Consider the following 17,179-nt stretch of genomic DNA (forward strand, 5'->3'; position numbering starts at 1 on the left):
CGGGCGGGTCAGGCGAGAGCGAGTTCCTGTTCGACCAGCGTGCTCCAGAAGCTGACGCCGGGGCCGATGGCCGCGTCGTTGAAATCATAGGCTGTGTTGTGATGCAGAGCGCCGTCCACGGCCGGACCATTGCCGAGCCAGACATAACAGCCCGGCGCCTCTCCGGCGAAAAACGAAAAGTCATCGCCGGCCGTCGAGGGCGGGAAGGTGGTGCGGACTTTTTTGCCGAAGACGGACCGGGCGGCGGCAAGCGCCCGGCCTGTGGCACCGGCGTCGTTGACGACGGGCGGAATACGGCGCTGGAACTGGTAGTCCACGGATATGCCGTACATGGCGGCGGTACCATTCGCCAGCCGGCCGATTTCCGTTTCGAGCTGGTCGCGAACGTCAGGCGAATAGGCGCGTGCCGTGCCGCCGATCTCGACTGTGTCGGGAATGACGTTCAGGGCCTGCGGGTTGCCGGCCTGGACCGAACAGGCGCTGACGACGGCGGGCTGCAGCGGATCGACGACACGGCCGACGATGGTCTGCAAAGAGGACAGGAATGTACCCGCCGCGGTAATCGGATCCTTACCGAGATGCGGCTTGGCACCGTGGGTACCGGTGCCGCGGAAGGTGATGCGCCAGCTGTCGGAGGAGGCGAGTTGCGAGCCTTCGACCACGGCGATCTCATCCGGGTCCAGTCCCGGCATATTGTGCAGGCCATAGACCGCGTCGCAGGGGAATTTTTCAAATAGACCGTCCTCGACCATGCGCCGCGCCCCGCCGCGGCCCTCTTCGGCCGGCTGGAAGATGAAATGTACGGTGCCGGAAAAATTGCGGGTCCGGGCCAGATGACGCGCGGCGCCGATCAGCAGGGTGGTGTGGCCGTCATGGCCGCAGGCATGCATCTTGCCGTCGATCTTTGATTTATAGGGCCGGTCGGCCAGTTCCGGCATGGCCAGCGCGTCCATGTCGGCGCGAAGGCCGATCGCTCGCGTGCCGTTGCCCACCTGCAATGTGCCGACCACGCCGGTACCGCCAAGTCCGAGCGTGACCTCTATCCCGGCTTCCTCCAGCAGTCTGGCGACGATGGCGCTGGTGCGCTCTTCCTCGAAACCAAGCTCGGGATACTGATGCAGATCGCGGCGAAGTTCTGTCAGGAAGGCAAGGTCGGCGGCGATGTCTGGCTTGATCTGCATGGATTTGCGGTGTCCCGTCGGTGGAAGAGATGAGCTTCGGCCAGTGCCGCTTGTGCCCCGTTCGGGCGCTCAGAAAGGTTACAATCGTCAGGCACTTGGTATAGAGGGAAAACCGAGCGATTTGAACCGTTTCATTGTGCCTGCGCGCGTTTTGGCGCACTCGGCGCGACTGGCCATCAAGGACGATGACATGCAGCCCCATCATTTCTGGCAGGAGATTCATCCGCCGACGAGTTTCGATCCGGCCGGCGGGCATTCGAGCTTCTTTCCGGCAACGCTAGCCGACGGGCGGCAGATCCGGCTGCCGATCCGACCGCTTTCCGATGGACGGCATGCGCTGGCCTCGCTGATCGTCAACCAGGCCAGTTTCACCGTGCTCGATGCGCTGGCAGAGGATCTCGCCGGGCAATTGTCGCTGCTGCGCCCCGATGTCGTGGTTGGTCTGCCGACGCTGGGGCTGACGCTGGCGTCGGTGGTGGCGCAGAAGCTTGGACACAGCCGTTACGTGCCGCTCGGGACCTCGCGAAAGTTCTGGTATTCCGACGAATTGTCGGTGCCGCTGTCGTCGATCACCACGCCGGAGCAGCAGAAGCGGCTCTATGTCGATCCGCGCATGTTGCCGCTTCTGAAGGACTGCCGGGTGGCGCTGATTGATGACGTGATTTCAAGCGGCACGTCGATCCGGGCCGGGCTGTCGCTGCTCCAATCTTCCGGGATAGAGCCGGTGGTGGTGGGGGCGGCCATGCTGCAATCCGATCGCTGGCGCAAGGCGATGGCCGAGGCGGCGCCGTATTGGCCGGAGCGGGTGCGTGGCACGTTTGCCACGCCGATGCTGGTCAAGGGCGATGACGGTCTGTGGCATGCACCGCAAGGCGCGTGAGGGGAGTGTCAGACGTCGAAGACATCAAGCCGGATATCGGCGGGGCGGGAATTCTCGATGATGCGTCTGCCGTTCGGCAGGTCGTTGCCGTAGAGTTTCCACTCTATGCCGGCTTCATCCAGGCCATAATGGATCCAGCGCTGGCGCAGCCGGTCTTCCAGCACCTCATAGGAAGGGCCGACGAAGAGCGTCATGTCGAACATGCCGTCCAACCTGTTCCACGGCGCTTCATCCAGAAGCAGATAATTGCCTTCGACCAGCACGAAGCGGGTGTCGGGCGCAACCGGGCGAGCCGAGGCAATCGCCAGTTCTCGTGAGCGGTCGAAGACGGGCACCAGGACCTCCTCGTCGGCTGCTTTCACCGCTTTGAGGATGTCGATGAAGCCACGCACGTCGAAGGTTTCAGGTGCGCCCTTGCGCTTCAACAGGCCGCGTTCTTCGAGAATGCCGTTGTTCATGTGGAAGCCGTCCATCGGCAGGACTTCGGCCCGTTCGCCGCGGCGGATCAATTCGTCGCGCAGGGCATCGGCGAGCGTCGACTTGCCGGCCCCGGGAGGGCCGGCAATGCCGGGAATGAAGCGTGTCCTGCCTTCGGCACGTCGGATGATCTCGTCGACGATGCCGGTAACAGTCATGCTCATGCGGCAAGCGCTTCCGTCGGCGGAGCCTTGGCGCCGGTCATGAAGGCGACCGCGTCGGACATGGTGTAGTCCTTCGGGTTGACGACGCAGAGGCGTCGGCCGAGCCGGTGCACATGGATGCGGTCGGCCACCTCGAAGACGTGCGGCATGTTGTGCGAAATCAGCACGATCGGCATGCCTCGGGCGCGTACATCGAGGATCAGTTCGAGAACCTTGCGGCTTTCCTTGACGCCGAGCGCGGCCGTCGGTTCATCAAGGATGATGACCTTGGACCCGAAGGCGGCGGCCCGTGCCACGGCGACACCCTGACGCTGGCCGCCCGACAGGGTTTCCACGGCCTGGTTGATGTTCTGGATGGTCATCAGGCCAAGCTCAGAGAGCTTGTCGCGGGCGATCATTTCCATCGCCGGACGATCCAGCATGCGAAACAAGCTGCCCATGACGCCCGGCTTGCGTAGTTCGCGGCCGAGAAACATGTTGTCGGCAATCGACAGGGCCGGCGACAATGCGAGGTTCTGGTAGACGGTCTCGATGCCGGCCTTGCGTGCTTCGATTGGCGAGCGGAAGTTGATCGGCTGGCCGTCGAGGCGGATTTCGCCTTCGTCGGGCGATACCGCGCCGGAGATCGCCTTGATGAGGGTCGACTTGCCGGCGCCGTTGTCGCCGATCACGGCGAGGATTTCGCCGGGATAGAGGTCGAAATCGGCATTGTCGAGAGCGGTGACCCGGCCGTAACGCTTGACCAGACCGCGTGCGGTGAGAATGGGTTCGTGTGCCATCAGCCTGCTACCTTTCTGATCCACTGGTCGATTGCGACGGCGCTGATGATGAGCACGCCGATCAAGAGATAGGTCCATTGCGGGTCGGTGCCGATGAGGCGAAGCCCCAGCGAGAAGACGCCGACGATCAGGGCGCCGAAGATCATGCCGAGAATGGAGCCGCGGCCGCCGAACAGCGAGATGCCGCCGATCACCACGGCCGTGATGGATTCGATATTGGCGAACTGGCCCGCCGTCGGGGATACCGATCCGATGCGGCCGATCAACGCCCAGCCGGCGAGAGCACAAATGAGACCGGACAGGGTGTAGACGGAGATCAGCATGCGCTTGACGTTGACGCCGGCCAGTTCCGCTGCATCGGGGTCGTCGCCGACCGCATAGACATGGCGGCCCCAGGCCGTGTTGTTGAGCACGTACCAAAGAAGCGCCACCAGCAGCACCATGAAGATGACGCCATAGGTCAGGACCGCGCCGCCGAGGCGCAGGTTTTCGCCGAAGAACTGCAGGATCGGCGCGCTCTTTTCGATGTCCTGGCTACGGATGGTCTCGTTGGCGGAATAGAGGAAGTTGGAGGCCAGCACGATCTGCCACATGCCAAGCGTGACGATGAAGGGCGGCAGCTTCATGCGGGCAACCAGAATGCCGTTGATGAAACCGCAGGCCGCGCCGACAGCCAGGCCGCAGAGCACCGCGAAAGTGGGCGGCAGGCCGTAGCGGAAGGTGAACTGTCCCATCACTACCGATGACAGCACCATGATCGCCCCTACCGACAGGTCGATGCCGGCGGTCAGAATGACCAGCGTCTGGGCCGCGCCGACAATGCCGACGATCGCCACCTGCTGCAGGATGAGCGTGAGGGTGAAGGCCGAGAAGAACTTGCCGCCGAGGATGATCCCGAAAATGGCCAGCGACAGCACCAGCACGATCAGCGGTACGGCCGCGGGGCTCGAATGCAGGAAATGCTGGAAGCGTTGCAATGGCGTCTTGTCATGGGTATCGAAAGACGCGACCTGCGTCGAACTCGCGGACAGAACTTTTTCGTAGTCATGATGGGGTTTTGTGGCGGATTGCGGTTCGCTCATTTTTATTCCTCCCGACGGCCTCTCCCAAGGCCCGCACGGTCCGATGATACCGCATGCAGAGATCGTGCTCCATGCGAATTACCGGTACGCAGACGGTGCGACCTCAAGTCTGGGCAAAGCGTTCCAATGGTCCCCTCTTGGGGAGAAGGGCGGCCGGGCCGCCCTTCCTTGACTTTCAAGCGTGGGATCCCTTCGCGGATCAGCCCCAGCACTTGTCCTTGCCGGCCTTGGTGTCGATGGATTCGACGCCGGCGGCCGGCTTGTCTGTTACGAGGGCAACGCCTGTGTCGAAGAAGTTCTTGCCTTCGGTGGCAGCCGGCTTTTCGCCGCTATCGGCGAATTTCTTGATCGCCTCGATGCCCATGGAGGCCATCAGCAGCGGATACTGCTGCGAGGTGGCGCCGATGACGCCTTCGGCAACGTTCTGAACGCCCGGGCAACCGCCGTCGACGGAGACGATCAGCACGTCCTTCTCGCGGCCGACAGCCTTCAGCGCTTCATAGGCGCCGGCAGCAGCCGGTTCATTGATGGTGTGCACGACGTTGACCGTCGGGTCCTTCTGCAGGAGGTTTTCCATGGCGGTGCGACCGCCTTCCTCGTTGCCGTTGGTGACGTCATGGCCGACGATGCGCGGATCGCTCTCGTCGCCGATCTTGTTGATGTCGGCGACGTCGATGCCGAAGCCCTTCATGAAGCCCTGGTTGCGCAGGACGTCAACCGACGGCTGCGACGGGGTCAGGTTCAGGAAGGCGATCTTGGCGTCCTTGGCCTTGTCGCCGAGGGTGGCGGCGGCCCATTTGCCGATCAGTTCGCCGGCAAGCAGGTTGTCGGTGGCAAAGGTCTGGTCGGCAGCGTCGATCGGCTCCAGCGGGGTGTCGAGGGCGATGACCAGCAGGCCGGCGTCGCGGGCCTTCTGAACGGCCGGCACGATGCCCTTGGTGTCGGAAGCGGTGAGCAGGATACCCTTGGCGCCATCGGCAATGCAGGTCTCGATCGCGGCAACCTGGCTTTCGCTGTCGCCGTCAACCTTGCCGGCATAGGACTTCAGCGTCACGCCGAGTTCCTTGGCCTTGGCGGTGGCGCCTTCCTTCATCTTGACGAAGAAGGGATTGGTGTCGGTTTTGGTGATCAGGCAGGCGGATACGTCGGCGGCCGAAGCGGGCGACGTGAAAACGACGCCAAGCGCAAGCGCGCCGAGAGCGGCGGTGATCAGATTGGTCTTCATGTAATCCTCCCAAGGACAAAAAATGGATGCGCCCTCCTCGGACCATCCGGTTACAGATCGCGACAGCGTCTCCTGCGCTGGCAAATGCTGCTTCCGCTTATGAAAGAAACACCAAATGAAATGCCTGTCAATAAATAAATCGAATTGAATTATTAATTAAATGTGGCATGCTTCGGTTACAGGAGATGTGGCTCTTGAATGAAGTCGTATACGTGAGTGCCTGTTGGGACAGGTGCCACGGAACGTGTCGTTGAGTGCTGCCGGGCGAGGCGGCGGCAGTCAATGATCTGGGAGGAGACCGAAATGTCGGAGAGAGCCGGAGCGGCACAGGCAGCGCCGGGCGCTGTTCTGGAGACCAGCGGCGGCGCCAATCAGGTCCGTGTGCGGGCTTATAACGAACGGCTTGTTATGTCGCTGGTGCGTCGGCACAGCGGCCTGTCGAAGGCTGACATTGCACGGCGCAGCGGTCTTTCGGCCCAGACGGTGACCGTCATCATGCGCGCGCTGGAGAGTGAGGGGCTGCTGATTCGCGGCACGCCGGTGCGCGGCAAGGTCGGCCAGCCTTCGGTACCCATGCGTCTCAATCCCGATGCCGTCTATTCCTTCGGCGTGAAGATCGGCCGGCGTAGCGCCGACCTGGTGCTGATGGATTTTGTCGGCCGCATCCGCCTGCAGGTGCATCGCACCTATCCCTATCCCATGCCGGCTCCTCTGCTGGCCTTCATTGCCGAAGGCATAGCCGAGTTGGAGGGGCGGCTGACACCGCAAGACCGCGCCAGGATCGCCGGCATCGGCATTGCCGCGCCTTTCGAGCTGTGGAGCTGGGCCGAAGAAGTCGGCGCGCCGCCATCGGACATGAACGAATGGCGGGGCGTCGATCTACAGGCGGAGATCGAAGCGCGGGTCTCTTATCCGGTGTTTCTGCAGAACGACGCCACCAGCGCCTGCGCGGCGGAACTGGTGTTCGGCGTCGGGCCGCAATATCCGGATTTCATCTATTTCTTCATCGGCTCGTTCATCGGCGGTGGCGTCGTCCTGAATTCCGCGCTGTTTTCCGGCCGCACGGGAACGGCCGGCGCCGTCGGCTCGCTTCCCGTTCAGCGCCGCGACGGCAAGACCGTGCAGCTTTTGAAAATCGCCTCGATCTTCGTGCTGGAAAACCTGCTGCGCGAGCACGGCATCAATCCGGAAACGCTGTGGTATTCCGCCGAGGACTGGATCGATTTCGGCGAACCGCTGGAAATCTGGATCCAGGATACGGCGGCGGCCCTTGCCCAGGCGATCGTCGCTTCCGCCTCGGTGATCGATTTCTCGGCGGCCGTCATCGATGGCGGCTTTCCGGCCTGGGTGCGCGAGCGGGTGGTTGTCGCCACGCGGGCGGCCGTCAAGCAACTCGACCTTCAGGGCGTCGTCATGCCGGAGATTGTCGAAGGTGCCGTCGGCAGCCAGGCCCGATCGGTTGGCGGTGCCAGCCTGCCGCTGTTTTCCCGTTATCTTCTCGACCAGAATGTGCTTTTCAAGGAGCTTGCGTAATGCTGAAAGGGATCGATCCCATCCTGAACCCCGAATTGCTCGCCACGTTGCGGGCCATGGGCCACGGGGACGAAATCGCCATTGTCGATGGCAATTATCCGGGGCTCGAGCATGCAAGGCGGCTTGTCAGGCTGGATGGCGTGCCATTGATCCCGGTGTTGAATGCCATCCTGTCCGTTCTGCCGATCGACGATTTCGTGCCGGATGCCATCTTCCGGTCGACCTTCAAAGCGGAGCGCGACCGGTTGGAGCCGGTGCATTCCGAGATCATCGCCTGCTGTGCCGGGCACGAACCGGAGCGCACGGTGATACCGTTGCTCGGTCCTGATTTCTATCCGCGGGTGCGCGCCGCCCACACGGTCGTACAGACCGGCGAGCCGCGGCTTTATGCCAATGTCATCCTGCGCAAGGGTGTCATCTATCCGTAAACGTCTTTGCGCGGAATCAAGTGACAGCCCGCCATAACCTTGTAGGATGCTGGGCAAGGGTCGCGTCAGACGGCCCCGTGCATTGCTGACTGAAACGGGGAAACACCAAGACAATGAAGCTCGCCACACTGAAAGATTCCACCCGCGACGGCAAACTCGTCGTGGTTTCCAAGGATCTCACCCGCTGCTCGGAGGTCGGGCATATCGCCCGCTCGCTGCAGGCAGCACTTGACGATTGGGCCCATGTCGGGCCGCGGCTGGCGCGGGTTGCCATCGGCATCGAGACCGGTTCGCAGCCAACCCTGCGCTTTCATGAACACGATGCGGCGTCGCCGCTGCCGCGGGCCTTCCAGCGGCTGGAGCGTTCTGCCGGTGCGGTGGTGCAGCTTGCCTCCGACAGCATGGTGCCGCCGCGCAGCCCGATCGAGATCCCGGCCGATATAGCGACGGTGACATCCGGCGTGGAAGTCGCCGTCATTCTCGGCGATGTGCCGATGGGGGCCACGAAAGCCGAGGCGCTGGCTTCGATCCAGCTGGTTCTGCTGGCCAATCATCTGAGTGCCGACGGGGCCGCGCTGTCGCCGTCCTATTCGCCAGTTGCCGTATCTCTCGACGAACTTGGCGAGAGCTGGAAGGACGGCACGCTGCAACTGCCGTTCAATCTGAGCATCAACGGCAAGGCAGTCGTGGCGGCCAATGCCGCAGCCGTTGCGACCGGTTTTGCGGATGTCATTGTTGAGGCAGCCCGCACCCGTCCGCTCAGCGCCGGGACGATCGTCGAACTGGCCTCAAGCGGCGAAGGCCAATCCATCGCGGTGGGTGATGTGATCCGCATTTCCATGAAGGATCCTGCCGGTCACAGCATCTTCGGGGCGATCGAGCAGACGGTCGCCAAGGCCGGCGCGCTTTAGCGCATCACGCCAGACGGGCGCGGGTGCTGCGTGGTGTCGAGAGGATCAGGCTCGTCTCGCTGCCGGTGATGCCTGGGACCAAGCGGACCCGGCGCAGGACCGCATCGAAATCGGTCAGCGTCGCCGTGCCCAGTTCGACGATCAGATCCCATCGGCCATTGGTCGAATGGATCGCTGCGATCTCGGGGAATCCGCCCAGCAGGCGGATGACCCGATCGGTGACGTGTCCCTCGATCTCGATCATCATGATGCCGCGCACCGGCAGGTCCACCGTGTCGGCGCGCAGGATCACGGTATAGCCGAGTATGGTGCCGCTTGCTTCCAGACGTTCCAGCCGGGCGCGGACCGTTGCCCGCGAAGCGCCTGTTTCAATTGCCAGATCGGAGATGCTGCGCCGACCGTTGTGGCGGAGCAGGGTGATCAGCTTTTCGTCCAGCGTGTCCACGGTCATTATCCCTCACTGTCCAATTTGAGCAATTGATCTGCCGAAATGATAGGTCATTTCAAGATAATTGCCAATCTGTCCTGTTCATTCCGCCAGTCGGACATGGTCCAATCGAGCCTAGATTGAACAGGAGATGTCGGGCCATGCATTGCAAATTGATCGGTGTGCCTCTGCAGGTTGGCGCGAGCCGTCTCGGATGCGAGATGGGACCAAGTGCGCTGCGGATTGCCGGCCTCGGCACGGCGCTGGAAGAGCTCGGTCATCGGGTGACCGATATCGGCAATGTCACGCACACGCCTTTGCGGGATATGAGCCATCCCAACGCGGCCGTGCATCATCTGGCCGAGACGATCGGCTGGATCGAGAGCTTAAGTGAGGTTGCCTATCGCGAGAGCGCCGACGCCATGCCGATCTTCCTCGGCGGCGATCATGCGCTGTCGGCCGGCACGGTTGCCGGCCTGTCGCGTCGCGCGGCGGAAGAGGGCCGACCGCTGTTCGTCCTGTGGCTCGATGCGCATACCGATTTCCATACGCTGGCAACGACCGAAAGCGGCAATCTGCACGGCACGCCGGTCGCCTATTTCTCCGGTCATGAGGATTTTCAAGGGTATTATCCGCCGCTCTCCCATCCTGTCGATGGACGTAACATCTGCATGATCGGCATTCGCAGCGTCGATCCCGCTGAGCGGACATTGCTGAAGACGACCGGGATCACCGTGCATGATATGCGGATGATCGACGAACATGGCGTTGCCGTCCTGCTGCGGGATTTCCTGGCGCGGGTCGAGGCAGCCAATGGCCTGCTGCATGTCAGCTTCGACGTCGACTTTCTCGATCCGTCGATCGCGCCGGCGGTCGGCACCACTGTTCCGGGCGGCGCGACATTCCGCGAAGCGCATCTGGTGATGGAAATGCTGCACGACAGCGGCCTGGTCTCCAGCCTTGATCTGGTTGAGCTCAATCCATTTCTCGACGAGCGCGGCCGCACCGCCACCTTGATGGCGGATCTGACGGCCAGCCTGATGGGTCGGCAGGTCATGGATCGCCCGACCCGCGATTTCTCAGGGAGCGTCAAATGACCGGAGCGACACAGAATCTCAATATCGTGCCTTTCGTCAGCGTCGATCACATGATGAAACTGGTGTTGAAGGTCGGTGTCACCACCTTCCTCACCGAGCTTGCCGCGGTGATCGAAGAGGATTTCCGCCGCTGGGAGAGTTTCGACAAGACGCCGCGCATCGCCTCGCATTCGGCCGAAGGCGTCATCGAGTTGATGCCGACCAGCGACGGCACGCTCTACGGCTTCAAATATGTCAACGGTCATCCGAAGAACATGCGCGAAGGCCGCCAGACGGTGACGGCTTTCGGCGTGCTGGCCGATGTCGGCAACGGCTATCCGATGCTGCTCAGCGAAATGACCATCCTGACAGCATTGCGCACCGCCGCGACGTCTGCGGTTGCTGCCAAATATCTGGCGCGCAAGGATGCGCGGACCATGGCGATCATCGGCAATGGCGCGCAGAGCGAATTCCAGGCGCTGGCCTTCAAGGCGCTGCTCGGCATCGACACCCTGCGGCTTTACGATCTTGACCCCGCCGCGACCGAGAAATGCCGGCGCAATCTCGAAGGCCTCGGCTTCACGATCACCGCCTGTAACTCGGCGGAAGAGGCGGTCGAGGGAGCGGATATCATCACCACCGTAACTGCCGACAAGCAATGCGCGACGATCCTGACCGACAACATGGCCGGCCCCGGCGTGCATATCAACGCTGTTGGAGGCGATTGCCCCGGCAAGACGGAGCTGCACCGGGATATCCTGCTGCGCTCCGACATTTTCGTCGAGTACCCGCCGCAGACCCGCATCGAAGGGGAGATCCAGCAGCTGCCGCAGGATCATCCGGTGACCGAGCTGTGGCAGGTCATTCTGGGCCAGGTTCCGGGCCGCCGGAACCAAGGCCAGATCACCCTGTTTGATTCGGTGGGCTTTGCGACAGAGGATTTCTCGGCACTGCGTTATGTGCGCACCAAGCTTGCCGAAACCGGCCTTTTCGCCGAACTCGACCTGTTGGCCGATCCGGACGAGCCCCGCGATCTGTTCGGCATGCTGCTTCGGTGTCAGGCTGCAACCGCACTTTAAAAACGGACGCAGCCTCTGTGGTGGGACTGTGCGCGATCACACGATGCCGCCGCTGCCGCCTTTGACAGCAGGGCGTTGGCTGGCGACCTTGGTGCGATAGCCGCTGGTCCGGTAGGTGGCGACCGGGTCGATAGCGCCGCCGGTGCGGCGTCGGGCTTCGGCAAGAATCGCCTCGACATCGGTGCGATAGGCACGCTTCAGGGTTTCGGATGCCATCAGCGCATCGTTGTCCTGCTGGAAGCCGTCGAGGGCGGTGCGATCGACCAGCAGTGCCTGGGCATAGGCGCGGCGGATTTCGTTGGCGCTGGAAATCAGGCTCTCGATCGGATCGGTCACATTATGCGACTGGTCGATCATATGGGCGGGGTGGAAGCCCTTGACGCCGCGATATTCGGCATCGACCAGTTCGTTGAACACCAGGAACAGGCGGTAGGGCTCGATCGCGCCGGCATCTAGGTCGTCGTCGCCATATTTCGAATCGTTGAAATGGAAGCCGCCGAGCTTGCCGAACTGGATGAGGCGGGCCACGATCATCTCGATATTGGTGTTCGGTGCGTGGTGGCCGAGATCGACGAGGCAGAATGCCTTGGGTCCGAGGGTCTGGGCAATCAGGTAGTTGGTGCCCCAGTCCTGCACGACCGTCGAATAGAAGGCCGGCTCGTACATCTTGTGCTCGGAGAAAATCCGCCAGTCCTCGGGAAGCTTTTTGTAGATCTCGCCCATGGCGGAGAGATACCGTTCAAAGCTCCTGGTGAAATTACTCTGGCCGGGGAAGTTCGAGCCATCGCCGACCCAGACCGTCAAGGCCTTGGAGCCAAGGGCCGCGCCGAGTTCGATGCATTCGATATTGTGCTCGACCGCCTGGGCGCGGGTTGCCGCATCCACGTGGCTCAGCGAGCCATACTTATAGGAATGGGCCTGATCGGCGGCATCGGAAAACGTGTTGGAATTCATCGCGTCGAAGCCGAGGCCCAGGGCATCGCCCTTGGCCTTCAGATCCTTCGGATCAGCCTTGTCCCACGGGATATGCAGCGAAACGGTCGGCGTCGCGCGCGTCAGTTCGTTGATGACGGAGCAATCATCGAGCTTGTCGAAGATGTTGCGCGGCTCGCCAAGACCGGGAAAGCGGGCAAAGCGCGTGCCGCCGGTGCCGACGCCCCAGGAGGGCACGGCGACGAAGAAGTCAGCAACCTTTGACGTGATCGCCTCGATATCGATCTGGCTGCGGGCGAGTTTCTCACCGAGGGCGGCGTAATCGGATTTGAGGGCGGATGCGCGCTTGTCGTTTTCAGTGCCGATGAGTTCCGGCGAAATCTGGCTGTCGGTCATTGTTTTTTCCTCCCGTCCGCGAACGATTTTGGCCGCTCCGCGTTGTCATTCAATTCGATCATTCTAGTCAGAGGTATTCATGGACGTCGTACGAATCTTGCTCGCCATCATCCTGCCGCCGGTCGGCGTCTTTCTTCAGGTGGGCATAGGCCTGCATTTCTGGCTGAATATTCTGCTGACGCTGTGCGGCTATCTGCCCGGCATCATCCATGCCATCTGGGTCATTCTGAGAAAGTAGCGGTCACCGCCACGGCATTTGCGCCGTGGCGGGCTTGGGAGCTCTGGTCAGCGCGTGAAGCTCTGGGCGTTGCCGGCATCGACATTGATGATGTTGCCGGTCGACTTGGCGGACGCATCGGACGCCAGGAAGTAGATGGCTTCGGCAATGTCCTCGGGCAGGACATTGAGTTTCAGCATCGACCGCTTGCGGTAATGTTCCTCAAGGTCGTCCACCTCGATCTTCGAAGAAGCTGCCCGCTGCTCGCGCCATTCGCCGTTCCAGATTTTCGAGCCGCGCAGCACCGCATCCGGATTGACCGTATTGACGCGGATACCGGCCTCAGCGCCTTCCAGCGCCAGGCAGCGGGCGAGATGGATTTCGGCGGCCTTCGCCGTACAATAGGCCGACGCGTTCGGCGAGGAGGCGAGGCCGTTTTTCGAGGCCACGAAGACCACGTTGCCGCCGATCGCTTGGCGGCGGAACAGCCGGAAGGCTTCGCGGGACACCAGGAAGTAGCCGGTGGCCAGGATATCGATATTCTTGTTCCACATGGCAAGCGTCGTGTCTTCCACCGGAGCGGAGGAGGCGATGCCGGCATTGGAGACCAGAATGTCGACGCCGCCGAACTCGATGCAGGCCTCGGCAAAGGTCGAGATGACAGCGTCTTCCTTGGTCACGTCCAGCGTGACGCCGCGAACGGCATCGGCGCCGTGGCGCTTGGCGAAATCGGCGACGGTCGCGCCCAGCGTCTCCGCATCGATATCGGCCAGCACCACGCAGGCGCCTTCGGCGACGAGGCGCTCCGCCGTGGCGCGACCGATGCCGCCGGCACCGCCGGTGACGAAGGCGACACGGCCCGCCAGGCTCTTGGGCTTGGGCATGCGCTGCAACTTGGCTTCTTCCAGCAACCAGTATTCGATATCGAAGGCTTCCTGTTCGGGCAGGCCCTGATATTCCGAAACCGTCGAGGCGCCCTTCATGACATTGATGGCGTTGACGTAGAATTCGCCGGCAATGCGGGCGGTCGCCTTGTCCTTGGCAAAGGACAGCATGCCGACGCCCGGAACCAGGAAGATGACCGGATTGGGATCGCGCATGGCAGGGGAATTGTCATGCTTGCAGCTGTCGTAGTAACGCTTGTAATCGGCGCGGTAGGCTTCCAGCGCCTTGTCGAGGCCGGCAATGACGGCATCGGCATCTGGCTTGGCCGGGTCGAACTCGACGATCAGCGGCCGGATCTTGGTGCGCAGGAAATGGTCGGGGCAGGAGGTGCCCAGCGCGCCGAGCGCGTGCAGATCCTTCGAGTTGACGAATTCCAGCACGGCATCCTGGTCGTCGAAATCGCCGAGCTTGCGTTCCGCCTTGCCGATGCGGCCGCGGATTTCGGGCATCAGCCTGGCTGCGATGGCGCGACGCTCTTCGGATGGCAGGCTCTTGGCAACCGCGCCGCCGAAGATCGTCTTGCCCTCGGTCTGCTGTGCAAACCATTCGATCGCCTTGTTGATGATGTCGAGCGTCAGCAGGTAACAATCCTTGGCATCGTCGGCCCAGGTGAACAGGCCATGGCTTTCGAGCACGACGCCCTTGGAATTCGGGTTGGCGGCGACATAGGCGCCGAGATCGAGCCCGAGCTGGAAGCCCGGACGGCGCCAGGGCAGCCAGCCGATATCGTCGCCGAAGATCTGCTGGGTCAGCTCTTTTGAGTTCTTGGAGGCGGCGATCGCGATGATCGCGTCGGGGTGCATGTGGTCGACATGGGTGAACGGCACGAAGCCGTGCAGCGGCGTGTCGATGGAGGCTGCGCGCGGGTTGAGGTTGAAGGTGCAATGGGGCAGGAAGCCGACCATGCGGTCTTCGTCTTCCACGCCCTTGTAGATGCCCTTCAGCGCTTCCAGCTTGTCCATGTAGAGGGTGGCGAAACCGTCGAGCTTGATCGTGCCGACATCACCTCCGGAGCCCTTGACCCACATGACGCGGGCCTTTTCGCCGGTCAGCGGATCGGTTTCCATGACCTTGGCCGAGGTGTTGCCGCCGCCGTAATTGGTGATGCGCTTGTCGGCACCCAAGAGATTGGACCGGTACAACAGCTTGGCCGGCTCATCGAGCTTGGCCGCGTAAGCGTCGTCCCAACGGTTTTCGAGAAGGCGGGTTTGGCCCGTCATTGCTTTCCTCCCAGGTGTGTCGATTCATGAACAGCCACGTGGCGGCCCATCTCCTTCTGCGGACGGTATCGCGCAAGCGCAGCGTTATTGTCAATCAAAATCGATCATAAATTTGCATGTTGCGGCGCAACATAAACTATTTTGATCGTTTTTGATTGACAGGATAATCGTTATCCGCCTAAATCCCGATCAGGAGGAGCCCATGCACGAACGTGAACGCCATCGCATCATATTAAGCGCGATCCAGGAAAAGCCCGTGATCACGGTGCAGGATATCGCTGAACTGACCGAGGCATCGGAAGCCACGATCCGGCGTGATATCGCGTCCCTTCATGTACAGGGCAAGCTTCGACGCGTGCGTGGCGGCGCGGAGGCGGTGCATCCGCCGCAGCTCGGCAATCTGGCGGCCCGGCCGTTTCGGGTATCCGAATCCGTCAATATCGATAAAAAGCGCGCAATTGCCCGCGGCGCGGTCGACCTCTGCGAAGAGGGCGATTCGATCATCATCAATGGCGGCACGACGACGTTCCAGATGGTGCATTTCATGTCGGCGCGGCGCCTGCAGGTGATGACCAATTCCTTTGCAATCGCCGAACATCTCGTCAAGCATTCCAAGTGCACGGTCAGTATTCCCGGCGGCGCGATCTATCGCGACCAGAGCCTGATCCTGTCGCCCTTCGACAACGACGCCATCCGCAATTTCTATGCGCGACGGATCTTCATCGGCGCGCAGGGCGTCAGTTCGCATGGGATCATGGAATCGGATGCCCTGGTCATCCAGAGCGAGCAGAAGCTGATGCGCCAGGCCGACGAGCTGATCATCATGGTCGACTCGAGCAAGTTTTCGAAGCGCTCCAGCATGATCCTGTGCCCGCTCGACAATGTCTCGACGATCATCACGGACGACAAGATTCCGGAGGAGGCAGCGGCCATGGTCGCTGATGCCGGTATTAAGCTCATAACGGTCAAGCCGATCGCTTCGGCCGAGAAGGAGGATACCACTTCGGTCGCATAGAGAGTGACGACTGTCGGGGGGAGTTAGACTGTCAATCAACTTTGGGAGGAAGATGAAATGAAACTATCCAAGAAACTGCTCATGGGCGTGGCCTTTGCCGTTGTCGCAATGACGACGGCAGCCGAAGCCGCCGACATGAAGATCGCATTGGTCGTCAAGTCGCTGGGCAACGGCTTCTTCGAGGCCGCCAACAAAGGCGCCGAGGAAGCTGCCAAGGAACTCGGCGGCGTCGAGATCATCTATACCGGTCCGACGACGACCACGGCCGAAGGCCAGATCGAAGTGATCAACTCGCTGATCGCCCAGGGCGTCGATGCCATCGCCATTTCCGCCAATGATCCGGATGCCGTCGTGCCGGCATTGAAGAAGGCCGCACAGCGCGGCATCAAGGTCATCTCCTGGGACAGCGGCGTTGCCGCCGAAGGCCGCATCATGCATCTCAACCCGTCGTCCAACGAGTTGATCGGCAAGATGTGCCTGCAGTTGGCCGCAAGCCATCTGCCGGAAGGCAAGGGCGATTTCGCCATCCTGTCGGCCACCACGACTTCGACCAACCAGAATATCTGGATCGAGGAAATGAAGAAGCAGCTGAAGGATTTCCCCGGCCTCAACCTGGTGACCACCGTTTACGGCGATGACCTGGCCGACAAGAGCTATCGCGAAGCCAATGGTCTCCTAACCTCGCAGGCTAATGTCAAGGTCATCGTCGCCCCGACGACCGTCGGCGTTCTGGCAGCCTCGCAGGCCGTCAAGGATGCGGGCAAGATCGGCGACGTCTTCGTGACGGGCCTCGGTCTGCCGTCTGAAATGGCCGGTGCCATCAAGTCGGGCGCCACCAAGGAATTCGCGATCTGGAACCCGATCGACCTCGGTTACTCGGCCACACAGATCGCCTATCACCTGGTCAAGGGCGATACCGATGGCGCTCCCGGCTCGGAAATCGAAGCCGGCCGCATGGGCAAGATCAAGGTCGGCGACAATGGCGAAGCCGCCATGGCTCTGCCCTTCGTCTACGACGCATCGAACATCGACGAGTTCTCGAAGATTTTCTGATCGAGACGACTCGTTTGATTGCGTAAACCAAGTCCCCCTCTGGCCTGCTGGCCATCTCCCCCACAAGAGGGAGAAACTTTGCCGTAACCGTCTTGCCCGATTTGGGTTTCGACGCTGCGGTCGGGTTAAGCCCTCCCCCTTATGGGGAGGGTGGGGAG

General features: G+C 61.9%; 17 protein-coding genes. 9 read left to right on the plus strand and 8 right to left on the minus strand.

Annotated elements, in window-relative coordinates; genetic code table 11:
• Positions 1 to 8: 8 nt before the first annotated feature.
• Positions 9 to 1,181 (minus strand): M20 aminoacylase family protein, encoded by a 1,173-nt coding sequence (locus HFC70_RS14715; RefSeq protein ID WP_168473999.1) that lies wholly within the window; start codon positions 1,179 to 1,181, stop codon positions 9 to 11.
• A 190-nt stretch (positions 1,182 to 1,371) separates the two neighbouring features.
• Between HFC70_RS14715 and HFC70_RS14720 the strand changes: the two genes are divergently transcribed.
• Positions 1,372 to 2,061, plus strand: coding sequence for a phosphoribosyltransferase (locus HFC70_RS14720; protein ID WP_168474000.1), 690 nt, complete (start codon positions 1,372 to 1,374; stop codon positions 2,059 to 2,061).
• 8 nt (positions 2,062 to 2,069) lie between these two features.
• Here the strand turns inward: HFC70_RS14720 and HFC70_RS14725 are convergent, their stop codons facing one another.
• The 4 genes from HFC70_RS14725 to HFC70_RS14740 form a co-directional block, all read right to left on the minus strand.
• Positions 2,070 to 2,702 carry a nucleoside triphosphate hydrolase gene (locus HFC70_RS14725; RefSeq protein ID WP_168474001.1) on the minus strand — a complete coding sequence of 211 codons (633 nt, stop codon included), beginning with the start codon at positions 2,700 to 2,702 and terminating at the stop codon, positions 2,070 to 2,072.
• On the minus strand, positions 2,699 to 3,481 hold the full coding sequence (locus HFC70_RS14730) for an ATP-binding cassette domain-containing protein (RefSeq protein ID WP_168474002.1): 783 nt from the start codon (positions 3,479 to 3,481) through the stop codon (positions 2,699 to 2,701). The genes HFC70_RS14725 and HFC70_RS14730 overlap by 4 nt, the downstream gene beginning before the upstream one ends.
• Positions 3,481 to 4,563 (minus strand): ABC transporter permease, encoded by a 1,083-nt coding sequence (locus tag HFC70_RS14735; protein WP_168474003.1) that lies wholly within the window; start codon positions 4,561 to 4,563, stop codon positions 3,481 to 3,483. Before HFC70_RS14735 ends, HFC70_RS14730 begins: the two co-directional genes overlap by 1 nt.
• Positions 4,564 to 4,762: 199 nt before the next feature.
• Positions 4,763 to 5,788, minus strand: coding sequence for a sugar ABC transporter substrate-binding protein (locus tag HFC70_RS14740; RefSeq protein WP_168474004.1), 1,026 nt, complete (start codon positions 5,786 to 5,788; stop codon positions 4,763 to 4,765).
• A gap of 303 nt (positions 5,789 to 6,091) precedes the next feature.
• On the opposite strand from HFC70_RS14740, the gene HFC70_RS14745 reads away from it, so the two are divergent.
• The 3 genes from HFC70_RS14745 (at position 6,092) to HFC70_RS14755 (ending at position 8,660) form a co-directional block, all read left to right on the plus strand.
• Entirely contained in the window at positions 6,092 to 7,321 is a 1,230-nt protein-coding gene (locus tag HFC70_RS14745) for an ROK family transcriptional regulator (RefSeq protein WP_168474005.1), read from the plus strand.
• A complete protein-coding gene (locus HFC70_RS14750; protein ID WP_168474006.1) occupies positions 7,321 to 7,749 on the plus strand; it encodes an RbsD/FucU family protein in 429 nt (142 codons plus the stop codon). Before HFC70_RS14745 ends, HFC70_RS14750 begins: the two co-directional genes overlap by 1 nt.
• A 113-nt stretch (positions 7,750 to 7,862) precedes the next feature.
• The gene (locus tag HFC70_RS14755; RefSeq protein ID WP_168474007.1) at positions 7,863 to 8,660 is read left to right on the plus strand and encodes a fumarylacetoacetate hydrolase family protein; all 798 of its coding nucleotides are present in this window, start codon (positions 7,863 to 7,865) and stop codon (positions 8,658 to 8,660) included.
• A 4-nt stretch (positions 8,661 to 8,664) separates the two neighbouring features.
• On the opposite strand, the gene HFC70_RS14760 is transcribed toward HFC70_RS14755, so the two are convergent.
• Positions 8,665 to 9,105 carry an Lrp/AsnC family transcriptional regulator gene (locus tag HFC70_RS14760; protein ID WP_168474008.1) on the minus strand — a complete coding sequence of 147 codons (441 nt, stop codon included), beginning with the start codon at positions 9,103 to 9,105 and terminating at the stop codon, positions 8,665 to 8,667.
• A 143-nt stretch (positions 9,106 to 9,248) separates the two neighbouring features.
• Here HFC70_RS14760 and rocF point away from each other — a divergent pair, with 143 nt between their 5' ends.
• Both rocF and HFC70_RS14770 read left to right on the plus strand, forming a co-directional pair.
• Positions 9,249 to 10,184 carry an arginase gene (gene rocF / locus HFC70_RS14765; protein ID WP_168474009.1) on the plus strand — a complete coding sequence of 312 codons (936 nt, stop codon included), beginning with the start codon at positions 9,249 to 9,251 and terminating at the stop codon, positions 10,182 to 10,184.
• A complete protein-coding gene (locus tag HFC70_RS14770) occupies positions 10,181 to 11,242 on the plus strand; it encodes an ornithine cyclodeaminase (RefSeq protein WP_168474010.1) in 1,062 nt (353 codons plus the stop codon). The genes rocF and HFC70_RS14770 overlap by 4 nt, the downstream gene beginning before the upstream one ends.
• A gap of 36 nt (positions 11,243 to 11,278) precedes the next feature.
• On the opposite strand, the gene rhaI is transcribed toward HFC70_RS14770, so the two are convergent.
• A complete protein-coding gene (gene rhaI / locus HFC70_RS14775; RefSeq protein ID WP_168474011.1) occupies positions 11,279 to 12,571 on the minus strand; it encodes an L-rhamnose catabolism isomerase in 1,293 nt (430 codons plus the stop codon).
• Between the two features lie 79 nt (positions 12,572 to 12,650).
• Here rhaI and HFC70_RS14780 point away from each other — a divergent pair, with 79 nt between their 5' ends.
• Positions 12,651 to 12,809 (plus strand): YqaE/Pmp3 family membrane protein, encoded by a 159-nt coding sequence (locus HFC70_RS14780; protein WP_168474012.1) that lies wholly within the window; start codon positions 12,651 to 12,653, stop codon positions 12,807 to 12,809.
• A gap of 47 nt (positions 12,810 to 12,856) precedes the next feature.
• On the opposite strand, the gene HFC70_RS14785 is transcribed toward HFC70_RS14780, so the two are convergent.
• Positions 12,857 to 14,953, minus strand: a complete 2,097-nt coding sequence (locus HFC70_RS14785; RefSeq protein WP_168474013.1) for a bifunctional rhamnulose-1-phosphate aldolase/short-chain dehydrogenase — start codon at positions 14,951 to 14,953, stop codon at positions 12,857 to 12,859.
• A gap of 202 nt (positions 14,954 to 15,155) precedes the next feature.
• On the opposite strand from HFC70_RS14785, the gene HFC70_RS14790 reads away from it, so the two are divergent.
• Positions 15,156 to 15,968, plus strand: coding sequence for a DeoR/GlpR family DNA-binding transcription regulator (locus tag HFC70_RS14790; RefSeq protein WP_168474014.1), 813 nt, complete (start codon positions 15,156 to 15,158; stop codon positions 15,966 to 15,968).
• A 57-nt stretch (positions 15,969 to 16,025) separates the two neighbouring features.
• Positions 16,026 to 17,021: a rhamnose ABC transporter substrate-binding protein gene (gene rhaS, locus HFC70_RS14795; protein ID WP_168474015.1), complete on the plus strand. Its 996-nt coding sequence runs from the start codon at positions 16,026 to 16,028 to the stop codon at positions 17,019 to 17,021.
• Positions 17,022 to 17,179: the final 158 nt, after the last annotated feature.

The organism is Agrobacterium sp. a22-2, assembly GCF_012276985.1.
Classification (GTDB): domain Bacteria; phylum Pseudomonadota; class Alphaproteobacteria; order Rhizobiales; family Rhizobiaceae; genus Allorhizobium.

Excerpts from the sequence above, each read along its gene's own strand:
- HFC70_RS14720 (WP_168474000.1), top strand. The coding sequence starts at position 1,372 with ATGCAGCCCCATCATTTCTGGCAGGAGATTCATCCGCCGACGAGTTTC.
- HFC70_RS14735 (WP_168474003.1), bottom strand. The coding sequence starts at position 4,563 with ATGAGCGAACCGCAATCCGCCACAAAACCCCATCATGACTACGAAAAA.
- HFC70_RS14715 (WP_168473999.1), bottom strand. The coding sequence starts at position 1,181 with ATGCAGATCAAGCCAGACATCGCCGCCGACCTTGCCTTCCTGACAGAA.
- HFC70_RS14745 (WP_168474005.1), top strand. The coding sequence starts at position 6,092 with ATGTCGGAGAGAGCCGGAGCGGCACAGGCAGCGCCGGGCGCTGTTCTG.
- HFC70_RS14780 (WP_168474012.1), top strand. The coding sequence starts at position 12,651 with ATGGACGTCGTACGAATCTTGCTCGCCATCATCCTGCCGCCGGTCGGC.
- HFC70_RS14785 (WP_168474013.1), bottom strand. The coding sequence starts at position 14,953 with ATGACGGGCCAAACCCGCCTTCTCGAAAACCGTTGGGACGACGCTTAC.
- HFC70_RS14740 (WP_168474004.1), bottom strand. The coding sequence starts at position 5,788 with ATGAAGACCAATCTGATCACCGCCGCTCTCGGCGCGCTTGCGCTTGGC.
- HFC70_RS14750 (WP_168474006.1), top strand. The coding sequence starts at position 7,321 with ATGCTGAAAGGGATCGATCCCATCCTGAACCCCGAATTGCTCGCCACG.
- HFC70_RS14770 (WP_168474010.1), top strand. The coding sequence starts at position 10,181 with ATGACCGGAGCGACACAGAATCTCAATATCGTGCCTTTCGTCAGCGTC.
- rhaS (WP_168474015.1), top strand. The coding sequence starts at position 16,026 with ATGAAACTATCCAAGAAACTGCTCATGGGCGTGGCCTTTGCCGTTGTC.
- HFC70_RS14725 (WP_168474001.1), bottom strand. The coding sequence starts at position 2,702 with ATGAGCATGACTGTTACCGGCATCGTCGACGAGATCATCCGACGTGCC.
- rocF (WP_168474009.1), top strand. The coding sequence starts at position 9,249 with ATGCATTGCAAATTGATCGGTGTGCCTCTGCAGGTTGGCGCGAGCCGT.
- HFC70_RS14790 (WP_168474014.1), top strand. The coding sequence starts at position 15,156 with ATGCACGAACGTGAACGCCATCGCATCATATTAAGCGCGATCCAGGAA.
- HFC70_RS14730 (WP_168474002.1), bottom strand. The coding sequence starts at position 3,481 with ATGGCACACGAACCCATTCTCACCGCACGCGGTCTGGTCAAGCGTTAC.
- HFC70_RS14755 (WP_168474007.1), top strand. The coding sequence starts at position 7,863 with ATGAAGCTCGCCACACTGAAAGATTCCACCCGCGACGGCAAACTCGTC.
- rhaI (WP_168474011.1), bottom strand. The coding sequence starts at position 12,571 with ATGACCGACAGCCAGATTTCGCCGGAACTCATCGGCACTGAAAACGAC.